The organism is Mycobacterium persicum (genome assembly GCF_002086915.1).
Lineage (GTDB): Bacteria > Actinomycetota > Actinomycetes > Mycobacteriales > Mycobacteriaceae > Mycobacterium > Mycobacterium persicum.
On record NZ_MWQA01000001.1, the window covers coordinates 5,292,570 to 5,314,590 of the forward strand.

Below are 22,021 nucleotides of genomic sequence, written 5' to 3' on the forward strand. Positions count from 1 at the left end.
TGCTCGTGTACCTCAAGAGTCTGACGCTGAAGGGCTTCAAATCCTTCGCCGCGGCAACGACTCTGCGGTTCGAGCCGGGGATCACCGCCGTCGTCGGTCCCAACGGCTCCGGCAAGTCCAACGTGGTCGACGCGCTGGCGTGGGTGATGGGCGAGCAGGGGGCCAAGACCCTGCGCGGCGGCAAGATGGAAGACGTCATCTTCGCCGGCACGTCGTCGCGTGCTCCGCTGGGCCGGGCCGAGGTCACCGTCACCATCGACAACTCCGACAATGCGCTGCCGATCGAGTACACCGAGGTGTCGATCACCCGGCGGATGTTCCGCGACGGCGCCAGCGAATACGAAATCAACGGCAGTAGTTGCCGTTTGATGGATGTGCAGGAGCTGTTGAGCGACTCCGGGATCGGCCGCGAGATGCATGTGATCGTCGGGCAGGGCAAGCTCGACGAGATCCTGCAGTCGCGGCCCGAGGAGCGCCGGGCCTTCATCGAAGAAGCCGCGGGCGTGCTCAAACATCGCAAGCGTAAAGAGAAGGCGCTGCGCAAACTGGACGCGATGGCAGCGAATCTGGCCCGGCTCACCGACTTGACCACCGAGCTGCGGCGCCAGCTCAAGCCGCTGGGCCGCCAAGCCGAGGTCGCCCGCCGCGCCGCAACCATCCAGGCCGACCTGCGCGACGCGCGGCTGCGGCTGGCCGCCGACGATCTGGTCGGCCGGCGCGCCGAGCGCGCAGCGATCTTGGACGCCGAGAACGCGATGCGCCGCGAACATGACGAGGCCGCCGCGCGGCTGTCGGTGGCCGCCGAGGAGCTGGCCGCGCACGAGGCCGCGCTGACCGAACTCTCCCGACGGGCCGAGGCGGTACAGCACACCTGGTTCGGCCTTTCCGCCCTGGCCGAGCGGGTGGGCGCGACGGTACGCATCGCCAGCGAGCGCGCTCAGCATCTCGACGTCGAGCCGTTGACCAGCGCCGATACCGACCCCGGAAAGCCCGAGCAGCTGGAAGCCGAGGCCGAGCAGGTGGCCGCCGCCGAACAGCAGCTGTTGGCGGAACTGGCCGCCGCGCGCACCCGCCTGGATGCCGCCCGTGCCGAGCTGGCCGGACGGGAGCGTCAGGCTGCCGAGGCCGACCGGGCCCATCTGGCGGCGGTGCGGGCGGAGGCCGACCGGCGCGAGGGCCTGGCGCGGCTTGCCGGACAGGTGGAAACCATGCGGGCACGCGTGGAGTCGACCGACGACAGCGTCGCGCGGCTGTCCGAACGGATCGAAGAGGCCGCCGCGCGTGCTCAGCAGGCTCGCGCGGAATTCGAAGCCGTGCAGGGCCGCGTCGGCGAATTGGACCAGGGCGAGGTCGGCCTGGACGAGCAGCACGAGCGGACGGTGGCCGCGTTGCGGCTGGCCGACCAGCGGGTGGCCGAACTCCAGGTGGCTGAACGCGACGCCGAACGCCGGGTGGCGTCGCTGCGGGCCCGCATCGACGCCCTCTCGGTGGGACTGGACCGCAAGGACGGCGCGGCCTGGCTAGCCCGCAACCACGGCGGCGCGGGAGTTCTCGGGCCGATCGCCCAGCTGGTCAAGGTCCGTCCTGGCTACGAGGCCGCACTGGCAGCGGTGCTGGGAGCGGCGGCCGACGCGCTGGCCGTCGACGGCCCCGGCGCGGCTCGCGCCGCCGTCAGCGCGCTCAAGGAGGCCGACGGCGGCCGGGCGGCGCTGGTGTTGAGTGACTGGCCGGCCCCGGACAACCCGGCCCCGCCATTGCCCGGCGGCGCGCGGTGGGCACTGGATCTGATCGAGGCGCCACCGCGCTGGCGCGGGGCGATCACCGCGATGCTTTCCGGCGTCGCGGTGGTCAACGACCTGGCCGAGGCGCTGGATCTGGTGGCGGTTGGGCCCCAGCTGCGAGCCGTCACCACCGACGGCGACCTGGTCGGAGCGGGCTGGGTGAGCGGCGGGTCCGACCGCAGGCCCAGCACGCTGGAGATCACCTCCGAAATCGACAAGGCCCGCAGCGAGCTGGCCGCGGCCGAGGCGCAGGTGGCTCACCTCAGCGCGGCGCTGTCCGGCGCACTGACCGAACAAGCGGCTCGCCAGGACTCGGCCGACCAGGCGCTGGCCGCGCTCAACGAATCCGACGCCACCATCTCGGCGACCTACGAGCAGCTGGGCCGGCTCGGTCAGGACGCGCGCGCGGCGGAGGAAGAGTGGACCAGGCTGCTGCGGCAGCGCGAGGAACTGGAGGCCGGGCGGGCGCAGACGCTCGAGGAGGTCATCGAGCTCGAGACCAGGCTGCGCAACGCCCAGCAGACCCAACACGTGCAGGCGGCCGAGCCCAGCACGGCAGCAGCCAGGCAAGCGATCGCGGCTGCGACCGAAAGTGCGCGGGCCGTTGAAGTGGAGGCGCGATTGGCGGTGCGGACCGCCGAGGAACGCGCCAATGCCGTTCGGGGAAGAGCAGATTCGCTGCGCCGCGCGGCTGCGGCCGAACGGGAGGCGCGGCTGCGGGCCCAGCAGGCGCTGGAAGCGCGACTGCGCTCGGCGGCGGTGGCCGCGGCCGTCGCCGAGTCCGGGCGGCTGTTGGCGGGGCGGTTGAACCGGGTGGTGGCCGCGGCGTCGCACCTTCGTGACGAGCTCGCCGCCGAACGCCGGCAGCGGTTGGCGGCCGTGGCGGCGGTTCGCGAGGAGACCAACACGTTGAGCGCGCGGGTGGCTGCGCTGACCGATTCGCTACACCGTGACGAGGTGGCAGACGCCCAGGCGGCAATGCGAATCGAGCAGCTCGAACACATGGTGCTGGAGCAGTTCGGGATGGCGCCGGCCGATTTGATCGCCGAGTACGGTCCCGAAGTGCCGCTGCCGCCCACCGAGCTGGAGATGGCCGAGTTCGAGCAGGCCCGCGAACGCGGCGAGCAGGTGGTCGCGCCCGCCCCGATGCCGTTCGACCGCGTTACCCAGGAACGCCGGGCCAAACGCGCCGAGCGGGACCTGGCCGAACTCGGCAGGGTCAATCCGCTGGCCCTCGAGGAGTTCGCGGCGCTGGAGGAGCGCTACAACTTCTTGTCCACCCAACTCGAGGACGTCAAGGCCGCCCGCAAGGATCTGCTGGACGTCGTCGCCGACGTCGACGCCCGCATCCTGCAGGTTTTCAGCGACGCGTTCGTCGACGTGGAACGCGAATTCCGGGTCGTGTTCGGCTCGCTGTTCCCCGGCGGCGAAGGCCGGCTGCGGCTGACTGCACCCGACGACATGCTGACCACCGGTATCGAGGTGGAAGCCCGTCCGCCGGGTAAGAAGGTCACCCGGCTGTCGTTGCTGTCCGGTGGGGAGAAGGCGTTGACCGCGGTGGCGATGCTGGTGGCGATCTTTCGGGCCCGACCGTCGCCGTTCTACATCATGGACGAGGTGGAGGCCGCCCTGGACGACACCAACCTGCGGCGGCTTCTCGGCCTGTTCGAACAGCTGCGCGACCGATCTCAGCTCATCATCATCACGCACCAGAAGCCGACGATGGAAGTCGCGGATGCCCTCTACGGCGTGACCATGCAAGGTGATGGCATCACCGCGGTGATCTCGCAGCGAATGCGGGGTCAGCAGCTGGATGAGCTGGTCGCCAATTCTTCGTGACGGTGACCCGTAGCGTGGGGACCGGGCGCCCCGGTAAGCCCCTGGAAGGATGTCAGTGTGTCGGAAGGTCTGTGGATCGCCATCGCGGTCGTCGCCGTCCTGGTCGTCATCGCCGCGCTGGTCATCGGCCTGGTGCGCTATCGCCGTCGCCGGATCCGCCTGTCGACCCAGCCGAAACCGGGGGTAATCGACCGTTCGGGCGGCTACACGGCGTCGTCCGGCATCACCTTCAGCCAGACGCCCTCGGCTGTCGAGACCGTCGAACCGGCCGATCGGATCGACACCAGCGGACTGCCCGCGGTGGGCGACGATGCGACCCTCCCGCGTGACGCCGTCAAACGCACCATCTCTGATGTCCATCTCCCCGAAGTCAAGCCCGAACCCGAGACCGTTGCGCCGCCGGTAGCGCCGGAAGTCGAGGCGATCGAGCCGCCGGAAGGGCGGTTGGAGCGGCTGCGCGGACGGCTCGCCAAGTCGCAGAACGCCTTCGGCCGCAGCATGCTGGGCTTGCTCGGCGGCGGCGACCTGGACGAGGACTCCTGGCAGGACGTCGAGGACACCTTGCTGGTCGCCGACCTGGGCCCCGTGGTCACGGCGTCGGTGGTGTCGCAGCTGCGGAGCAGGCTGGCCAGCGCCGATGTGCGTTCCGAGGCGGATGCCCGGGCCGTGCTACGAGATGTCCTGGTCAAAGAACTGCAGCCGGTCATGGACCGCTCGATCCGGGCGCTGCCGCACGCCGACCATCCCTCGGTGTTGCTGGTGGTGGGTGTCAACGGCACCGGCAAGACCACCACCGTCGGAAAGTTGGCGCGGGTGCTGGTGGCCGACGGCCGGCGGGTGGTGCTCGGCGCGGCCGACACCTTCCGGGCCGCGGCGGCCGATCAACTGCAGACCTGGGCGGCCCGGGTGGGTGCGGAGGTGGTGCGCGGGGCCGAAGGCGCCGACCCGGCATCGGTGGCCTTCGATGCCGTCGACAAGGGCATCGCCCACGGCGCCGACGTCGTGCTCATCGACACCGCCGGCCGGCTGCACACCAAGGTCGGGTTGATGGACGAACTCGGCAAGGTCAAGCGGGTGGTGACCCGCCGCGCCGCCGTCGACGAGGTGTTGTTGGTGCTCGACGCCACGATCGGGCAGAACGGACTGGCGCAGGCCAGGGTTTTCGCCGAAGTCGTCGACATCACCGGCGTAGTGCTCACCAAACTGGACGGAACGGCCAAGGGCGGCATTGTCTTCCGCGTCCAACAGGAGCTCGGCGTGCCGGTCAAGCTGGTCGGGCTCGGCGAAGGCCCGGACGACCTGGCGCCGTTCGAACCGGCCGCCTTCGTCGACGCGCTGCTCGGCTAGCAGCTCTTACACAGCAAGTTTTACGTTAATCCTGACGAAACATCACCGCACCATCGCCGCAACAACTACTGCGCATGGTTCTGGATCAGGTCGCCAGTCATAGTCCTGGGGCCCTCCCAACGCTGACTGGAGGTGATAGCGAGTGGACCAATTCCCGATCATGGGCGTACCCAACACCGGCGATACGGCCTGGATGCTGGCGAGTTCTGCCCTCGTGCTGTTGATGACGCCGGGCCTGGCTTTCTTTTACGGCGGCATGGTGCGCGCCAAGAGCGTGCTGAACATGATCATGATGAGCGTCAGTGCGATGGGCGTGGTCACCGTGCTCTGGGTGCTCTACGGCTACTCGATGGCGTTCGGCGACGACGTCGGCAACATTGCCGGCAACCCGACCGAATACTGGGGCCTGAAGGGCCTGATCGGGGGCAACGCGGTGGCCGCCGATCCCGCGACGCAAACCGCGGCGGTGAATATTCCGCTGGCCGGCACCCTGCCGGCCACCGTGTTCGTGGCATTCCAGCTGATGTTCGCGATCATCACGGTGGCCTTGATCTCGGGAGCGGTCGCCGACCGGCTCAAGTTCGGTGCCTGGCTGGCTTTCGCCGGGCTCTGGGCGACGTTCGTCTACTTCCCGGTGGCGCACTGGGTCTTCGCGTTCGACAAGTTCGCCTCCGCGCACGGCGGCTGGATCGCCAACAAGCTGCACGCCATCGACTTCGCCGGGGGCACCGCGGTCCACATCAACGCCGGTGTGGCCGGCCTGGTGCTGGCGATCGTGCTGGGCAAGCGCAAGGGCTGGCCCACGACGCTGTTCCGGCCGCACAACCTGCCGTTCGTGATGCTCGGGGCCGGGTTGCTGTGGTTCGGCTGGTACGGATTCAACGCCGGGTCGGCCACCAGCTCCAACGGCGCCGCCGGGTCGACGTTCATCACCACCACCGTCGCCACCGCCGCGGCCATGCTGGGCTGGCTGCTGACCGAACGCATCCGCGACGGTAAGGCCACGACGCTGGGCGCGGCCTCGGGCATTGTCGCCGGACTGGTCGCCATCACCCCGTCGTGCTCGTCGGTCAACGTTCTGGGCGCGCTGGCGGTCGGGGCGGTGGCCGGTGTGCTGTGCGCGCTGGCGGTCGGCCTGAAATTCAAGCTGGGGTTTGACGACTCGCTCGACGTGGTCGGGGTACACCTGGTCGGCGGTCTGGTGGGCACGTTGCTGATCGGTTTACTGGCCGCACCCGAGAGCGTGGCCATCAACGGCGTGGCCGGGGTGTCGAAGGGGTTGTTCTACGGCGGCGGGTTTGCGCAGTTGGAACGGCAAGCGGTCGGCGCGTTCAGCGTTCTGGTCTACTCTGGCGTCGTCACGCTTATCTTGGCTCTTATCCTGAAGTACACCATCGGGCTGCGGTTGGGTGCGGAGGCAGAATACGCGGGTATTGACGAGGCTGAGCACGCCGAGAGCGGCTATGATTTCGCGGTCACCAGCGGTTCGGTTCTTCCCCGTCCCGGCCCGGCGCTGGGTTCGCGTAACGGCCTGGAAGAGCGAGTGAGCGAGAAAGTGGAGGCGGAGCCGAAATGAAGCTGATCACCGCGATCGTCAAGCCGTTCACCCTCGACGACGTCAAGGCCAGCCTCGAGGACGCCGGCGTCCTGGGGATGACCGTCAGCGAAATCCAGGGTTATGGACGGCAAAAGGGCCACACCGAGGTCTACCGCGGCGCCGAATACTCGGTCGATTTCGTGCCCAAGGTCCGGGTCGAAGTGGTCGTCGACGATTCCATCGTCGACAAGGTGGTCGACAGCATCGTGCGGGCGGCGCGCACCGGCAAGATCGGCGACGGCAAGGTGTGGGTCAGCCCTGTGGACACCATCGTGCGGGTACGCACCGGTGAACGCGGACCGGACGCGCTGTGAGAGTCGTCGCGCATTGCTGAACCGATCTGGGACGCGCCGGCCCCACCCGGTATGACCCCCGACCAGCGCGACCAGGCCGGAACCGCCTGCCCGGCAAGCGATTTGGTTGCCGCACGGCGCCAATTGCTGTCCGACGACCAGCGGGCACCGGATCCCGCGGAGCTGCGACAGGCCTGGCTGGACCTGCACGAGTCCTGGCTGACCGCCAAGGCCGCGGAAATCGGGATCACCGACGACAGCGGCTTCGCGATCGTCGGGGTCGGTGGGCTGGGCCGATGCGAGCTGCTGCCGCATTCCGACCTGGACCTGCTGCTGGTGCACGACGGCAAGCCTGCCGAGGTGCTGGGGGAGGTCGCCGACAAGCTGTGGTACCCGTTGTGGGACGCCAACATTCGGCTCGACCACAGCGTGCGAACCGTTACTGACGCGCTGGGCGTGGCCAATTCCGACCTGGTGGCCGCCCTGGGCATGCTGGAAGCCCGTCACATCGCCGGCGACAAGCGACTTTCGGACGGGTTGATCGAAGGCGTGCGGCGGCAATGGCGCAGCGGAATACGTTCGCGCATGGACGAACTCGTCGAAATAACGCATGATCGTTGGTTGCGATACGGTCGCATCGCCCACCGCGCCGAACCCGACCTCAAGTCGGGTCGCGGTGGCCTTCGCGACGTGCAGTTGCTCAACGCGCTGGCGATCGCGCAGCTCATCGACCGCCACGGCATGGCCGCTCCGGGCCTGCCGGTGGGTTCGCTGGACGACGCCTACCTCACGCTGCTCGACGTGCGCACCGAACTGCACCGGGTATCGGGCCGCGGGCACGATCTGCTGCTGGCCCAGCACGCCGATGACATCAGCGCAGCCCTGCATTTCGGCGACCGATTCGACTTGGCGCGGATGCTGTCCGGCGCCGGGCGCACCATCGCCTACCACTCCGAAACCGGACTGCGCACCGCCGCCAATGCGTTGCCGCGGCGGGGTATCTCGGCCCTACGACACCGGCCCAAGCGGCGGCCGCTGGACGAGGGCGTCGTCGAGTACGCCAGCGAAATCGTGCTGGCCCGGGACGCTCACCCCGAACGCGATCCGGGACTGATGCTGCGCGTGGCCGCCGCCGCGGCCGACACCGGACTGCCCATCGGCGCCGCCACCTTGAGCCGGCTGGCCACCTGCACTCCGGAGCTGCCGACGCCCTGGCCGCGTGAGGTATTGGACGACCTGCTGGTGGTGCTGCTGGCCGGCCCCACCGCGGTGGGGACGATCGAAGCGCTCGACCGCACCGGGTTATGGGGCCGATTGCTGCCGGAATGGGGCAGCATCCGCGACCTCCCGCCCCGCGATGTCGCCCACAAATGGACCGTGGACCGGCATGTGATCGAGACCGCGATCCATGCGGCGCCGCTGTCCACCCGGGTGGCCCGACCCGACTTGCTGGCGCTTGGCGCGCTGCTGCACGACATCGGTAAGGGCAGGGGCGCCGACCACAGTGTCCTGGGCTCCGAAATGGTCATGCAGATCGGCGAGCGGCTGGGTCTACCGCCGGCGGACGTCGATGTGCTCTCGAAGCTGGTCCGCCATCACCTGCTGCTACCCGTCGTCGCCACCCGCAGCGACTTGAACGACCCGAAGACCATCGAGGGTGTCTCCGAGGCCCTGGGCGGGGACCCGCAATTGCTCGAGGTGCTGCACGCGCTGACGGAAGCCGACTCGAAGGCCACCGGCCCGGGCGTGTGGAGCGAATGGAAGGCGTCGCTGGTCGACAAACTGGTGTCACGCTGCCGGATGGTGATGGCAGGCGAGGCCCTGCCTCAGGCGAAACCCCTTGCTCCGCACTATCTTTCGTTGGCCGCCGATCACGGCGTGCACGTGGAGATCGGACCCGGCGACAGCGCACGGATGTACCAGGTGGTGATGGTCGCCCCGGACAAGCCGGGGTTGGTCTCCAAAGCCGCTGCCGTGCTGGCGTTGAATTCGCTGGGTGTCCATTCCGCGGCGGTGAACGGTCACGACGGTGTTGCGATCACCGAATTCGTGGTGTCCCCGCTGTTCGGTTCGCCGCCGGCGGCCGAACTGCTGCGCCAGCAATTCGTCGGTGCCCTCGGCGGCGACGTCGATGTGCTGGCCATGGTGGAAAAGCGGGACAGCGAGGCCAGCAGTTTCGCATCCGAGCGAGCCGGTGAGGTGGTGGCCGGAGTGCCGGTCACGCGTTCGGCCGCCCCGCCGCGCATCATGTGGCTGGAATCTGCCAGCTCCGGTCAGCTCATCCTGGAGGTTCGTGCCATGGATAGACCGGGATTGCTCGCGCTGCTCGCGCACGCCCTGGAGCGCGCGGGCGTCGATATCGTGTGGGCCAAGGTCAACACGTTCGGGTCGACCGCGGCCGACGTTTTCTGCGTGATGGTTCCCGGGGAGTCCGACGTACCCGCCGCGGTCGAGCAGCAGCTGTCGGCGGTGCTGGGTACCCCCGCCGACGTATTGGTCGACGAGCCCGTCGGCGATTGACCCGCCCCCGCGGTCACGCCTGCTCGGAGTTCAACTGGCGCAAGGCTTCGATGCGCGCCTTGAGCTGCTCGCGGGTTGCGGCGGCGATCGGCGGCCCGCCGCAGCGGCGGCGAAGTTCGTTGTGGATCCAGCCGTGCGGCCGGCCGGTGCGATGATGCGCGATCGCCACCAGGCTGTTGAGTTCGCGGCGCAGCTCGCGGAGTTGGCCGTGGGTGGTGGCCGGCTGGGCGGGGCCTGCTTGCGCGGCCCCTTGCTGAAGCCGGGCCCGCCGTTGCAGCTGCTCATCTTGGCGACGGTGCAGCAGGGCGCGCATCTGCTCCGCGTCGAGCAGCCCGGGGATGCCGAGGTAGTCGGCCTCCTCGTCGCTTCCCGCCGGAGTGGCGGTGCCGAACGACGATCCGTCGAAGATGACCTGATCCAATTCGGCGTCGGCTCCCAGTGCGGTGAAGCCGGTTTCACCCGGTTCGGTTTGTGTCCTGGTGGCCGGGTCACCGGTGAGCGGATCGTCGCCCGATTCCCGGTGCGGCTTGCCCAGCACGTGGTTGCGCTGCGCCTCCAGCTCGCTGGCCAGCTGCAGCAGGCTGGGAACCGACGGCAAGAAGATGCTCGCGGTTTCACCGGGTCGGCGTGACCGCACGAACCGGCCAACCGCCTGCGCGAAGAACAGCGGCGTCGAGGCGCTGGTGGCATAGATCCCCACCGACAGGCGGGGCACGTCGACGCCTTCGGAGACCATCCGCACCGCGACCAGCCACCGGCTGGTGCTGGAGGCGAATTCCGCGATGCGGGAAGAGGATCCGGGATCATCGGACAGGACGACGGTGGGCGCTTCGGACGTCAGCGTGGTCAGCAACCCGGCATAGGCTCGGGCCGCCGTCCGGTCCGAAGCGATGATCATGCCACCGGCGTCGGGCACCTGGGCGCGCAGCTGACGCAACCGCTGGTCGGCGGCGGTGATGACCGCAGGCATCCACTCGCCCGCAGGGTCCAGCGCCGTGCGCCAGGCCCGTGCGGTCTGCTCGGCCGACAATGGCTCACCCAGGCGTGCCTCATGCTCTTCGCCGGCGCTGTCGCGCCAGCGCGCCTGCCCGGAGTAGGCGAGAAACACCACCGGCCGGACCACGCCGTCGGCAAGGGCTTCGGCATAGCCGTAGGTGTGGTCGGCTTCCGAACGCAGCACGCCGTCCCCGTCGGGGGCATAGTTGACGAACGGGATCGGGCTGTCGTCACTGCGAAACGGTGTGCCCGTCAGGCCGAGACGGCGGGTGGCGTCGCCGAATGCCTCCCGGATGGCGTCGCCCCAGGTCTTGGCGTCGCCGCCGTGGTGGATCTCGTCGAAAACGACCAGCGTCTTGCGTTGTTCGGTGCGCACCCGGTGCAGCGTCGGATGCGCGGCGACCTGGGCGTAGGTGACGACGACGCCGTGGTACTCCGGTGAGGTCCGGGGGTTGGAGTTGGTGAACCTGGGGTCCAAGGCCAGCCCATGCCGCGCGGCGGCCTGTGCCCACTGAATTTTCAGGTGCTCGGTGGGCACCACGACGGTGACCTGCTCGACCGCGCGATGGCTCAGCAATTCGGCCGTGATCCGCAGGGCGAACGTCGTCTTGCCCGACCCGGGGGTGGCCACGGCCAGAAAATCCCGCGGCTCGGCGGCCAGGTACTTGACGATTGCCCGGCGCTGCCAGCCCCGCAACGGCCGACTGCCGTCGGCGTCGGCGTGACTGACCTGCTGCATCGAACACTGCCCCCCAGATGCTCACCCGCGCGTGGCGGTTCACGTTCACGCCGTCACCTGCCTCCGCACGCCGACCCGACGTGCTGGCATGTCGCGGCATAACACGCGGGGAGCCGTTGTCGGCACACCGGCGGGCGCGACGAAAGTGTTGCGGGTCGAATCAGTGCGGCTGGGCGGCGAGTGTGAAATCTAGCATGGCAACACTTTTGGGTGCAGTCGCGACATGGGTCAGTTGTGGGCGAAAGACCGCGACCTGCTGCTGGCTCTGGCCAGCGGACCCGACCTCGCCGGCCTGTACACCTGGTGGAAAGCCAACCGATAACCGCGGGCTGTTCTACGGTGGGCCGCATGGTGCGTCCTAGAAGCTGGATCAGGCTTGCGGGTGTAAGTCCCGTCCCGGTAGGCACCGGAGCGCCGGGTAGCAGGCCCCGGTTCGTCGTTGAGAGGCGGCGGGCTAAGCGGGGTGTCGAGAGCCTCTTTGGAGGGAGCAAGTGCGCGGGCCGTAGTGCCGTTAGGCGCGAGTCCTGCAGCCTCGTCAAATTTACAACGGAGGAGCCGAGCCGCTCATGTCACGGCGAAGGCCTATGTCTGTCGAGCCCTGGTCCGGGGTTAGCTCGGCGGGTCCTTCCGGGGTATGGGGAGCGGCACGTGCACACAGTCTGGTTCGGAAGGGGAGAGGTCGGTCTGCTCAGCCTGCGTCAGGCAAAGACCAAGGGTATAAGCCGATGGTGAAATCCCTTGGAGGGCAGCGGGAGTCCGAGGGGGTCGTAGTACCGCTGATCGGTGTGAGAGACACGCCGGGAGGGAAGGGCCCCTGCTTTGATCACGCGCGCGAAGCGGGTAAGTGTGAGGGCATGACCGAGGTGACTCGGTCCAACTACCCCGGTAAGCCATCGCTTGCCCGTAGCCGACGACGAGCCGTTGGTGGCCTCGCCGGTGAAAGTGCAACAACTGCAACGGGTGCTATGGGCTGCGGCCAAGCAGTCTGAGGGTCGGCGTTTCCACGCCCTGTATGACCGTATCTACAGGGGTGACGTCCTGTGGGAGGCGTGGGAGCGGGTGCGTAAGAACAAGGGCGCGGCCGGGGTGGATCGGATCACCGTGGCCGCGGTGGAGGACTACGGCGTGGACCGCATGTTGCGTGAGTTGCGCCATGACCTTCGCACAGGTCGGTATCGTCCCGCGCCTGCTAGGCGTGTGGAGATCCCGAAACCACGAGGTGGTAAGCGGCCGTTGGGTATTCCCACGGTGCGAGACCGGGTGGTCCAGGCGGCGGCCAAGATCGTGTTGGAACCGATTTTCGAGGCGGATTTTCTGTCGTGCTCGTTCGGGTTTCGGCCGAGGCGGTCGGCGGTGATGGCCAAGGAACGCTTGCGGACCGGGTTCATCCAGGGTCAGGTGTTTGTGGTCGAGTTCGATATCGCCAATTTCTTCGGTGAGATCGACCACGACCGGCTGCTCACGGAGGTGGGTAGGCGGGTCTCGGATCGGCGGGTGCTTAAACTGCTGCGTTTGTGGCTGCAAGCAGGAGTGTTGGTCGAGGGGGTGACCCAGCGGACGGTCGCGGGCACTCCGCAGGGCGGGGTGATCTCGCCGCTGTTGGCCAACGTCTATCTGCATGTGCTCGACACCGAACTCGCTGCCCGTGGGGTAGGTGAGTTGGTGCGTTATGCCGATGACGGTGTGGTGTTGTGCCGTACGGCGGAACAAGCCGAGCACGCTCTAGCGGCGGTAGGAGAAATCCTGGCGTCGTTGGGGTTGCGGCTGCATCCGGATAAGACGAAGGTGGTCGACCTACGGGCAGGTTGTGAGGGCCTGGACTTTCTGGGCTGTCATTTCCGAGCTCGCATGTCGGGGCGGCTGTGGGAACAGAAGCGCATTGTGCGCTACTACCTGCACCGCTGGCCCAGCCAAACGGCCATGGCCCGACTACGGGCCAAGGTGCGTGACCGCACCGGGGGCAATCGGGTCGGTCTCGATATCCGGGACGTCATCGCGGATCTGAACCCGATCCTGCGCGGCTGGGGAAACTACTTTCGTACCGGCAATGCCGCCAAGAAGTTCCGCCAGATCGACCGGTACGTCCGATGGCGGCTGTTCCGCTTGATGGTTCAAAAGCGGGGCCGCAATCTGCGTGCCGGCCAAGCCGATCAGTGGACCGAAGAGTGGTTTAACGGGCACGGCCTGCACCGGCTTCGTGGCACCATCCGCTACCCGAAGGCAGCGTAACCATGTCTAGAAGATCATCGGTAAGCCGTGTGCGGGAAAACCGCACGCACGGATTGAAAGGGGGAAGGGGAAACGGGCTCACTGAGCACCGCGCCCCCGACTACCAATGAGGTGACCCGATCCGCGGGTGCGGCTTTTGCAGCGAGCGACGGCCGCGGCACCTGGAGAGGCCATTCGTCCCTGGCGCACCACCGCGTTCTGGTGGCACTCTCAGCCCATGCGGCGGGCACTGTGCTTGATCTCGGCCATCGGCTGGTTATACGCGGGAGCTGCATGCGCCACGCACCAGCCGCCGGCTGCGACCACGTCGTCGAAGTCCGGTGCGACGTCGATGGCGCCGACGACGATGCCCGGTACCGGCGTTGCCCTTCGGGTCTACTTCGTGCGGGCCGGCAAGGTCGCCACTGCCGGGCGGAACGCGGCCGATCCGCACTCATCCATGGCGGCCGAACTCGCGGTCCGGGCGCTACTGGCGGGGCCCGACGACTTCGAGCGGGGAATCGGCCTGTCGACGGAGATTCCGGCCGCCACCACGCTGCTGGGCCTCAACGTCGCGGGCGGCACCGCGACCGTCGACCTGTCCAACGACTTCCGGGCCGACGGCGCCGCGCTGCCGGGCGCCCCGATGCAGCTGCGAGTCGCCGAGGTCGTCTGCACGCTCACCCAGTTCGCCGGCGTCGACCAGGTAACCATCACCGTCGCCGGGAAGCCGTTGGAAGGGGCGGCCAACCTCAAACGCGCCGACATCGACGCCGTGCTACCGAGGATTCTGATCGAGTCGCCGGTGCCCGGGCAAGCTGTGACCTCGCCGTTGAAGGTCTCCGGAATCGCCAACGTCTTCGAGGGAACGGTCACGTATTCGGTCAACGCCCCGGACGGCGCCGAGCTAGACCAGGGTTTCACCACGGTGACGGGGCTGGAATGGGGAAACTGGGGCCCCTTCGCATTCACCTCGAATTACTCGACGCAACGCCCTGGCCTGGGCCGTGTCACCGTCTGGGAAGTAAGCATGAAGGACGGATCCCACCGCAACGTCTACGAGGTTCCGGTGAACTTCTGAGACCCCGCCGATAGCTGTAGGAAGCTCGATTGCCAAGAGAATCAAGCTGTTTCGGCAGGCGAGTGATCAGGCCGCACCCAGATGGTGAATGGTGTTGGGGTGCTTATTCTTTGCAGGGGTTGCACAGGGTGGTGACTGACCAGGTGCATTGGGTGGTGTCTTCGATGCCGCTGCTGATGCCGGCGGCGGCTTCGATGGCTTCGTCGGAGAAGTTGAAGGCGAAGATGTCGTCGTCGAGTTGGGGGAGTTGGATGGTGTGGTTCATCGGGGTGGTCCTTTCTGGGTATGGGTTGATGGTGGACTTTTACTGTCTGTCGTAGTGGTGGTGGGCTTGTAGGGACTTTGGTCCTCAAGGTGGGCGCTGATGGTCGTTGGGTGTTTTGGTGAGTGTGGTGGCCAATTATGGTGGTGGGGCGGGGTTTACGCCGGGTGGCGGCGAAAGGGACGGGATGGACACGTTTTTTGAGCGGGTGTTGGTGGGTGCGGCCAGTGTTGATGAGTTGTTGTCGGGTGATTTCGAGTCGGTGCCGGGGCAGAAGTCGGATGCTGATCGGGCGGGGCGGCGGTTGGCGGCGTGGTGTCGGTCGTGTGCCAGTGGTGATTGGCGTCAGTTTGCTCGGCGGTTGGCTCGCGATGGTTGGGATTTTGCGTTGGTGTTGGAGCGGTTTGGCGGTGCGCGGCGGGTTTCGTCGGCACCGGTGCCGGGGTGGTTGCTCGATGCGGTGTGGATCGAGGCGGCGTTGCGGGGGGTGGATGCCGGTGGCGGGGGGGTGGGGTGTGCGTTTGAGCAGTTGTTGATGCCGGTGGTGGTGCAGGCTGAGGCGCGGTTGTGGTCGGCGGTGGCGGCGTCGGTGGCCGGGTTGTTTGGTGAGGATGGGCGGGCGAGTTTGCGTGGGGCGTTGGTGGCGCAGTTGTCGCAGTTGTGTGCGCCGGCGTTGTATGCGTTGTTCGATACTGCGCGTGCGGGGTCGTTGAGTTATGGCCAGTTCGTGGTGGAGATGCGGGGGCAGGGGTTTCGACGGTTGTTTGAGGCCAAGCCGGTGTTGTTGCGGCTGATGGCGGTTGTGGTTCGGCAGTGGATCGATGCCAGCGCGGAGTTGGTGGTGCGCTTGGGTGCGGATGTGGCGGTGATCGGTGCTCAGTTGTTGGGTGCGCCGGTGGTCGGTCGGGTGGTCGGTGTCGAGGGTGGGCTTGGTGATTTGCACAATGGTGGTCGTTCGGTGCAGGTCGTGGTGTTCGCGGATGGTTCTCGAATTGTGTATAAGCCCAAGGATTTACGGGTCGACGTCGCGTGGTGTGCGGTGGTGGAGCGGCTCAACGCGGTGGCGCCGGTCAGGTTGCGGGCGGTGCGGGCGCTGGCCCGCGACGGTTACGGGTGGACCGAGTTTATCGAGCATGGGCCCTGCGCCGATGATCGCGACGTCGAGGCCTACTTCACCCGGGCCGGTGCCTGGCTGGCGCTGTTCTACTGCTTTGCCGCCGGCGACATGCACCAGGAGAACATCATCGCAGCCGGCGCCCACCCGGTACCCATCGACATCGAAACCATCCTGCAGGCCACCATCGATCGGCCCGATGCCGGCGACCCGGAGAGCGACGCCCACCGGGCCGCCGTGGAGACCATCGCCAACTCCGTCATGATGGTCCGCCTGATCCCGTCCTACCTGCGTTATCCCGACAACGAGGTCGGGGCCATCGGCGGGTTGCTGTCGGATTGGGCGCCCGCTGACGGGATCCGCTGGACCGACGTCAACACCGACGCGATGCGCCCGGCCAGACCTCGTCAAACCGATAGCAGCACACCGAACTTGCCGCACGTGGGCGGCCGCTACGCCAAGTTCGCCGACCACGTCGAGGCTTTCATCGAGGGCTTCCGAGCCTATGCGGGGTTCCTGGCCGAGTGGCGCGCCGACGCCGCGACAGGCGGGCTCTTCGATGGTTTCGCCGGCCTGCCGGTACGAAAACTACTGCGTCCCACGAGGTTCTATGCGCTGCTGCTGCAGCGGCTGAAGGATCCACGGCGCATGGACGACGGCGTCATCTGGTCTGCGCAGGCCGACTTTGTTGCCCGGCTGTCCGACTGGGACAAGGACATCGATCCGCAGTCGCCGCTGGTGCGGGCGGAACGGGCAGCGCTGCTGGCGTTGAACATTCCGTATTTTGTGATGACCAGTGACACCACCGACATTCGCGACGTCACCGGCACTTCGGTCCATGCCGCCGGCGTTTCCGGCCTGGGCCACGCGCTGGCCCTGGCCGGTGGCCTCGACGGCGCGGGGACCGAGTGGCAGGTCACCATCATCCGGCAGAACATGGAATCGTTTGCGCGGGGACGCATATCCGCGGAAGCGCTCGGGCTGGAACCGACAGCAAGCCCCGACGTAACCGGTGTGCCGGTGACAGAGATGTTCCGCTGCGAGGCGGACCGGATCGCCGCGGACTTGTCGCGGTACGCGATTCGCCGTGGACGCAGCGCAGCATGGATCGCGCTCGACTGGCTGGGTGATTCCGAACTCTTCCAACTGATCTGTCTGGGCCCCGGCCTCTACAACGGCGTGTCGGGTATCGGGGTCTTCCTGGCTGCGCACGCGGCGGTGACGGGTTGCGCCCGCTCGGCGGAACTGGCGCTGGCCGGGTTGGCCCACGTTCGCAAGGAACTCAACAGCGGCAACGCGGCCCGCTTCGCCCGCTCGCTGGGAGTGGGCGCCGGTGGCGGCCTGGGGTCGGTCATCTACGCGTTTGCCGTGATGTCGGCATGCCTGCGAGACGATGGCCTGCTCGCCGATGCGCAGGTTGCGGCGGCACTGCTCACCGACGACCTGATCGCGGCGGACAATCAACTCGACGTCATCGGCGGCAGCGCCGGTGCCATCCTCGGGTTGCTTCGTCTGCACCGCGACACCGGATCTCGCGATCTGCTCGACCGTGCAACCCGCTGCGGCGAGCACCTATTGCATCAACCGCGTATCGGATCGGCGGGGCGCCGCAGTTGGAGCGGGCAGGGATCGGGGTCACTGGACCTCAACGGCATTTCGCACGGCGCAGCGGGTTACGCCTACGCCCTCGCCTCGTTGGCCGAGGCAACCGGAATCGACGAATTCGCCGGCGCCGCCGCGGAATGCATTGCGTTCGAAAACGCCAACTTCGACCCGCACCGCCACGCCTGGGCCGATCTGGACAGCAACGGAGAAAAGGTGTGGCCGTGTAAGTGGTGTCACGGATCTCCCGGCATCGGTGTGGCGCGGATCGCCATGACCGGATTGCAATGCGCCGATAACGCGTTGCTGTACAACGACATAACACGCGCTCTGACCGCCGTGGAAGACAGCTGGGCCGGTATACGTCGGGACACCTTGTGCTGCGGCACCCTCGGCAGCATCGAATTTCTCAGCGAAGCCGGAGCCGTCCTGGGACGAGACAATTTGCGTGAACTGGCAGCACGGCACCTGACCGAGGTCATCTCGACCGCCGCCAGCCGCGGCGATTACCGATGGAGCGGCGGTACCAGACGGTTCAACCCCGGAATGTTCCAGGGGCTGGCCGGCGTCGGCTACACGCTGCTGCGCCGGATCGATGGCTCGCTTCCCAACGTCTTGGTCTGGGAATAGCCGCAGCTGCGTGAGGTGCCAACTAGCCTCCGCAGGTGTGCAGAATAGTCTCGTCCCCGCAACACCACGCCGAACCCGCATCGGTCTTCTTCGAACCGATCCACCTACTGCCCGCCGCGGCTTCCAACGCGTCATCGGTAACAGCTTGCACGAAAACATCGTCCGCAAGCCGCATGTCGGTCCTGACGTCGTCCATGGTTCTACCCCTTCTGATTCGCCTTGCTGCTCGGGTATCGCGCGGATCTGACATAGAGGTTTACTGTCGGCCGCAGCCGCAAATCCCTACAAGGGCCTTTGGTCCCCGATAGGCCGCACGTTTCGGTTCAGGCCCGGGACATCGCATAATAGGCGCCGCCGCGCGCCAGCAACTCGGCATGGGTGCCGCGTTCGATGATCTCCCCGCCCTGCATCACCAGGATCATATCGGCGGCGCGGATAGTTGAAAGGCGATGAGCGATAATAAAATTCGTACGTCCACGGCGCAGCTCAGACATCGCCCGCCGAATCAGCACCTCGGTGTGGGTGTCCACCGAACTGGTGGCTTCATCGAAGATCAGCAGCTGAGGGCGGGCCAGGAATGCCCGAGCGATCGTGATCAGTTGCTTTTCGCCGACGCTGACGTCACCACCCTCGTCGCTGATCCGGGTGTCGTAGCCGTCGGGCAGCGTCTCGACGAAGCGGTCCACGCAGGCCGCTTTCGCGGCCGCGATGATTTCGTCGCGGCCGGCGTGTGGACGCCCGTAGCCGATGTTGTCGGCGATCGTCCCCTCGAACAGCCAGGTGTCCTGTAGCACCATCCCGATCCGGGAACGCAACGACGGCCGGCTCACGGTCGCGATGTCCACGCCGTCGATCAGGATTCGACCCGAATCGACTTCGTAGAACCGCATCAGCAGGTTCATCAGCGTGGTTTTACCTGATCCGTTACGTCCGACGATCGCCACCGTGGTTCCCGGTTCGGCGACCAGCGAAACGTCCTTGATCACCGGGATGCCCGGACGGTAGCTGAAATTCACCTGCCGAAACTCCACCCGCCCGGATGGTCCCGGCTCGACGGCCGATGGCAGCGTCGCCGCGGGGTCGGGCTCCTGCTCGGGGGCGTCCAGCAACTCGAAGACCCGCTCGGCGCTGGCCACCCCCGACTGAGCGACGTAATACATCGAGGCGATCCGGATGACTGGTTGGTTGAACTGGCGCACATATTGAATGAACGCCTGCACGCTGCCCAGCGTGATGTGTCCCGACGCCACCTGCATACCGCCGAGCACGGCAACGGCAACGTAGTTGAGGTTCGCGATGAACTCGGCCGCCGGCGAGATCAGCCCGGACAGGAATTCGGCGCCGAAGCTGGCACGGTAGACCCCGGCGTTGAGGTCGCGAAACCGCTCCTGGGCACGCGTGCGCTGACCGAAGGTCTTGACCAACGGCAACCCGCTGTAGGTCTCCTCGACGTGGGCGTTGAGCCGCCCGATAACGGCCCACTGCTCCACGAACAGCCGCCGTGCACGTGGCGCGACCACCCGGGTGACCCAGATGGACAGCGGCACGGTCAGGACCGTAATCGCGGTCAGCAACAAGGAAATCGACAGCATCATCGACAAGACCGCCACCACCGTCAGCACCGCGGTCAGCAACGGGCTGATCGTCATCCACAGTGAGGTCTCGATGTTGTCGATGTCATTGGTGACCCGGCTCAGCAACTCGCCGCGCTGATGCGAGTCGAAATACGACAGCCGCAGCCGGTAGAGCTTGTCCTCGACGTCGGCGCGCAGCACCAGGATCGTGCGCTGCACGATGACGTTGAGCAGGCGTCCCTTGGCCCACAGCAGCAGCGCCGACGCCAGATAGAGGCCGGACGCGACCATCAGCGTGCGTGCCACCGCGCCGAAGTCGATGCCCTGGCCCGGCACGACATTCATCCCCGATACCAGGTCGGCGAAACCGTTGTCACCGCGGGCCCGCAGGGCCGCGATCGCCTGCTCCTTGGTGAGCCCGGGCGGCAGCTGCTTGCCGATCACACCGTTGAACAACAGGTCGGTGGCGTGACCGAGAACACGGGGGCCGACCACCGCCAACGCGATACCGGCGACAGCGGCGGCAAGCACCGCCGCGATCAATCGGGCGTGCGGCGTGAGGCGCTGCGCGAGCCGTATCGCCGAGGCGGTGAAGCTTTGCGGCTTCTCGCGGGAATCCTCGAGCTGTCCTTGGACGGGAGCCGATGTCGACGTCATTGCCAGCCCACCGCATCGGCGCGCAGCGACTGCAGTTCGGAGAGTTGGGCATAGGCCGGGCAGGTCGCCAGCAGCCGATCATGCGTGCCGGCGCCGATCACCTCGCCAGCGTCGAGCACCACGATCTGGTCAACCGCGGCCACTGTCGAAATACGCTGTGCCACAATGATCACCGTCGAGTCCGGGGCCACCTCACGCAAGGCGGTGCGCACCTGGGCGTCGGTCTGCACGTCAAGGGCGGAGAATGCGTCGTCGAACAGATAGACGGCGGGCCGGTTGATCACCGCGCGTGCGATCGCCAGCATCTGCCGCTGCCCGCCGGACAGATTGATGCCGCCCTGAGCCAGCTGCATGTGTAAGCCATCGGCATGCTGGCGGACGAAATCGTCGGCGGCGGCCACCCGCAACGCCTCCCACATCTCGGCTTCACTGGCGCCCGGCCTGCCGAAGCGCAGGTTGTCTGCGACGGTGCCGGAAAACAGATAACCGCGCTGGGGCACCAGACCGATCGCCGACCAAAGCTCTTCGGTGTCGTAGTCGCGAACGTCGATGCCGTCCACCAGCACCGCGCCGTCGGCGACGTCGTAGAACCGGCAGATCAGCGATACCAGCGTCGACTTGCCCGAACCACTCTTACCGATGATCGCCGTCACGGTCCCCGGCGACGCGGTCAACGAAACATTCTGTAGCGCCGGGCGATCAGCGCCCGGATAGCGAAACGTCGCCCGATCGAGCCGCACCGCCCCTTCGATGCCGTATGCCGGCCGCTTTCGGTCCGGCGGGCTGGTGATAGCCGGAGTCGTCGACAGCACTTCGCCCAGGCGCCCGGCACAGACCGACGCACGTGGCAACAGCTCGAGAAATTCCATCAATATCAGCACGGACATCAGGATCAGCAGGAAGTACGACAAGAATGCGATCAGCGACCCGACTTGCATCTGCCCGGCTTCGATGCGCAGGCCGCCGAACCACGTCAGTGCCACGCTGGACAGATTGATCACCAGCATCGTCACCGGCGCCATCAGCACCTGCCACCGACCGACCGCCAGCGCGGTCACGAACACGTCGCGGTTGGCCTTGGTGAACCGCCGCTGCTCGAAACGTTCCCGGGCGAAGGCTCGGATCACCCTGATACCCGAAAGCTGTTCTCGCATGACGCGATTGATGTTGTCGATCAGGCTCTGCAGGCGGTGGAACAGCGGCAGCATTCGGGAGATCATCAGGTAGCTCGCCACCGTCAACACCGGAACACTGACAATCAACAGCCGCGACAAGCCGACATCCTGGTGGATCGACATGACCACGCCGCCGACACACATGATCGGAGCGGTGATCAGCACGGTGCTCGTCATCTGCACCACCACCTCGATCTGCCGGACGTCGTTGGTGGTGCGGGTCAGCAGTGACGGTGTTCCGATGCGCGCCGTGTCCGGCTCCGAGAGCTCGGTGACGTGATCGAACATCGCCGACCGTAGATCCCGCCCGAACCCGATGCTGGCCCGTGACCCGGCGTAGAGCGCGCCCAGCGCGCACACCACCTGCAGGCCGGTCACCGCCAGCATCAGCCCACCGAGCCGAATGATCGTGTGGGTGTCACCCGTGGCGACGCCGTCGTCGACGATCGACGCATTGACCGTCGGCAAGTACAGCGACGCAAGGGTACTGATCAGCTGGAGGCCGGCAACGACCGCGATCAGCCATCGATACGGCCAGGCATAGTGCCGTAGTAGTCCCGCCAGCATCCGGTTACTGTCGCACAACACCGTAGTGGGGTGCAGGGG

Annotated in this window: 12 protein-coding genes; 8 read left to right on the plus strand and 4 right to left on the minus strand. The window is 67.1% G+C overall.

What is annotated here, in order from left to right:
* Window positions 1-5 precede the first annotated feature (5 nt).
* From smc to B4U45_RS24030, 5 genes are all read left to right on the plus strand, one after another.
* Window positions 6-3,620: a chromosome segregation protein SMC gene (smc, locus tag B4U45_RS24010; RefSeq protein WP_099222972.1), complete on the plus strand. Its 3,615-nt coding sequence runs from the start codon at window positions 6-8 to the stop codon at window positions 3,618-3,620.
* A 57-nt stretch (window positions 3,621-3,677) separates the two neighbouring features.
* Window positions 3,678-4,967 (plus strand): signal recognition particle-docking protein FtsY, encoded by a 1,290-nt coding sequence (gene ftsY, locus B4U45_RS24015; protein WP_075549317.1) that lies wholly within the window; start codon window positions 3,678-3,680, stop codon window positions 4,965-4,967.
* Between the two features lie 142 nt (window positions 4,968-5,109).
* On the plus strand, window positions 5,110-6,543 hold the full coding sequence (locus tag B4U45_RS24020; protein ID WP_089025233.1) for an ammonium transporter: 1,434 nt from the start codon (window positions 5,110-5,112) through the stop codon (window positions 6,541-6,543).
* The gene (glnB, locus tag B4U45_RS24025; RefSeq protein WP_023372285.1) at window positions 6,540-6,878 is read left to right on the plus strand and encodes a nitrogen regulatory protein P-II; all 339 of its coding nucleotides are present in this window, start codon (window positions 6,540-6,542) and stop codon (window positions 6,876-6,878) included. Before B4U45_RS24020 ends, glnB begins: the two co-directional genes overlap by 4 nt.
* Window positions 6,879-6,929: 51 nt before the next feature.
* Complete coding sequence (locus tag B4U45_RS24030; protein WP_075549318.1) at window positions 6,930-9,377, plus strand: [protein-PII] uridylyltransferase; 2,448 nt, start codon at window positions 6,930-6,932, stop codon at window positions 9,375-9,377.
* Between the two features lie 13 nt (window positions 9,378-9,390).
* Here the strand turns inward: B4U45_RS24030 and B4U45_RS24035 are convergent, their stop codons facing one another.
* Entirely contained in the window at window positions 9,391-11,112 is a 1,722-nt protein-coding gene (locus B4U45_RS24035) for a DEAD/DEAH box helicase (protein WP_075549319.1), read from the minus strand.
* A gap of 897 nt (window positions 11,113-12,009) precedes the next feature.
* Between B4U45_RS24035 and ltrA the strand changes: the two genes are divergently transcribed.
* Together ltrA and B4U45_RS24045 are read left to right on the plus strand one after the other, a co-directional pair.
* On the plus strand, window positions 12,010-13,341 hold the full coding sequence (gene ltrA / locus B4U45_RS24040; RefSeq protein WP_198929553.1) for a group II intron reverse transcriptase/maturase: 1,332 nt from the start codon (window positions 12,010-12,012) through the stop codon (window positions 13,339-13,341).
* Window positions 13,342-13,558: 217 nt separating this feature from the next.
* Window positions 13,559-14,401, plus strand: a complete 843-nt coding sequence (locus tag B4U45_RS24045; protein WP_075549320.1) for a GerMN domain-containing protein — start codon at window positions 13,559-13,561, stop codon at window positions 14,399-14,401.
* Window positions 14,402-14,504: 103 nt separating this feature from the next.
* Here B4U45_RS24045 and B4U45_RS24050 read toward each other — a convergent pair whose 3' ends face one another.
* Window positions 14,505-14,666: a hypothetical protein gene (locus B4U45_RS24050; protein WP_156908226.1), complete on the minus strand. Its 162-nt coding sequence runs from the start codon at window positions 14,664-14,666 to the stop codon at window positions 14,505-14,507.
* Between the two features lie 118 nt (window positions 14,667-14,784).
* On the opposite strand from B4U45_RS24050, the gene B4U45_RS24055 reads away from it, so the two are divergent.
* A complete protein-coding gene (locus B4U45_RS24055) occupies window positions 14,785-18,009 on the plus strand; it encodes a type 2 lanthipeptide synthetase LanM family protein (RefSeq protein ID WP_219859527.1) in 3,225 nt (1,074 codons plus the stop codon).
* A gap of 323 nt (window positions 18,010-18,332) precedes the next feature.
* Here B4U45_RS24055 and B4U45_RS24060 read toward each other — a convergent pair whose 3' ends face one another.
* Together B4U45_RS24060 and B4U45_RS24065 are read right to left on the minus strand one after the other, a co-directional pair.
* Complete coding sequence (locus B4U45_RS24060) at window positions 18,333-20,240, minus strand: ABC transporter ATP-binding protein (protein ID WP_075548622.1); 1,908 nt, start codon at window positions 20,238-20,240, stop codon at window positions 18,333-18,335.
* Window positions 20,237-21,982 (minus strand): ABC transporter ATP-binding protein, encoded by a 1,746-nt coding sequence (locus tag B4U45_RS24065; RefSeq protein WP_075548628.1) that lies wholly within the window; start codon window positions 21,980-21,982, stop codon window positions 20,237-20,239. Before B4U45_RS24065 ends, B4U45_RS24060 begins: the two co-directional genes overlap by 4 nt.
* Window positions 21,983-22,021: the final 39 nt, after the last annotated feature.

What these genes read in the sequence shown, in the direction of transcription:
- glnB (WP_023372285.1), top strand. Translation starts at nt 6,540, where the DNA reads ATGAAGCTGATCACCGCGATCGTCAAGCCGTTCACCCTCGACGACGTC.
- B4U45_RS24060 (WP_075548622.1), bottom strand. Translation starts at nt 20,240, where the DNA reads ATGACGTCGACATCGGCTCCCGTCCAAGGACAGCTCGAGGATTCCCGC.
- B4U45_RS24050 (WP_156908226.1), bottom strand. Translation starts at nt 14,666, where the DNA reads ATGAACCACACCATCCAACTCCCCCAACTCGACGACGACATCTTCGCC.
- B4U45_RS24035 (WP_075549319.1), bottom strand. Translation starts at nt 11,112, where the DNA reads ATGCAGCAGGTCAGTCACGCCGACGCCGACGGCAGTCGGCCGTTGCGG.
- B4U45_RS24065 (WP_075548628.1), bottom strand. Translation starts at nt 21,982, where the DNA reads ATGCTGGCGGGACTACTACGGCACTATGCCTGGCCGTATCGATGGCTG.
- B4U45_RS24030 (WP_075549318.1), top strand. Translation starts at nt 6,930, where the DNA reads ATGACCCCCGACCAGCGCGACCAGGCCGGAACCGCCTGCCCGGCAAGC.
- B4U45_RS24045 (WP_075549320.1), top strand. Translation starts at nt 13,559, where the DNA reads ATGCGGCGGGCACTGTGCTTGATCTCGGCCATCGGCTGGTTATACGCG.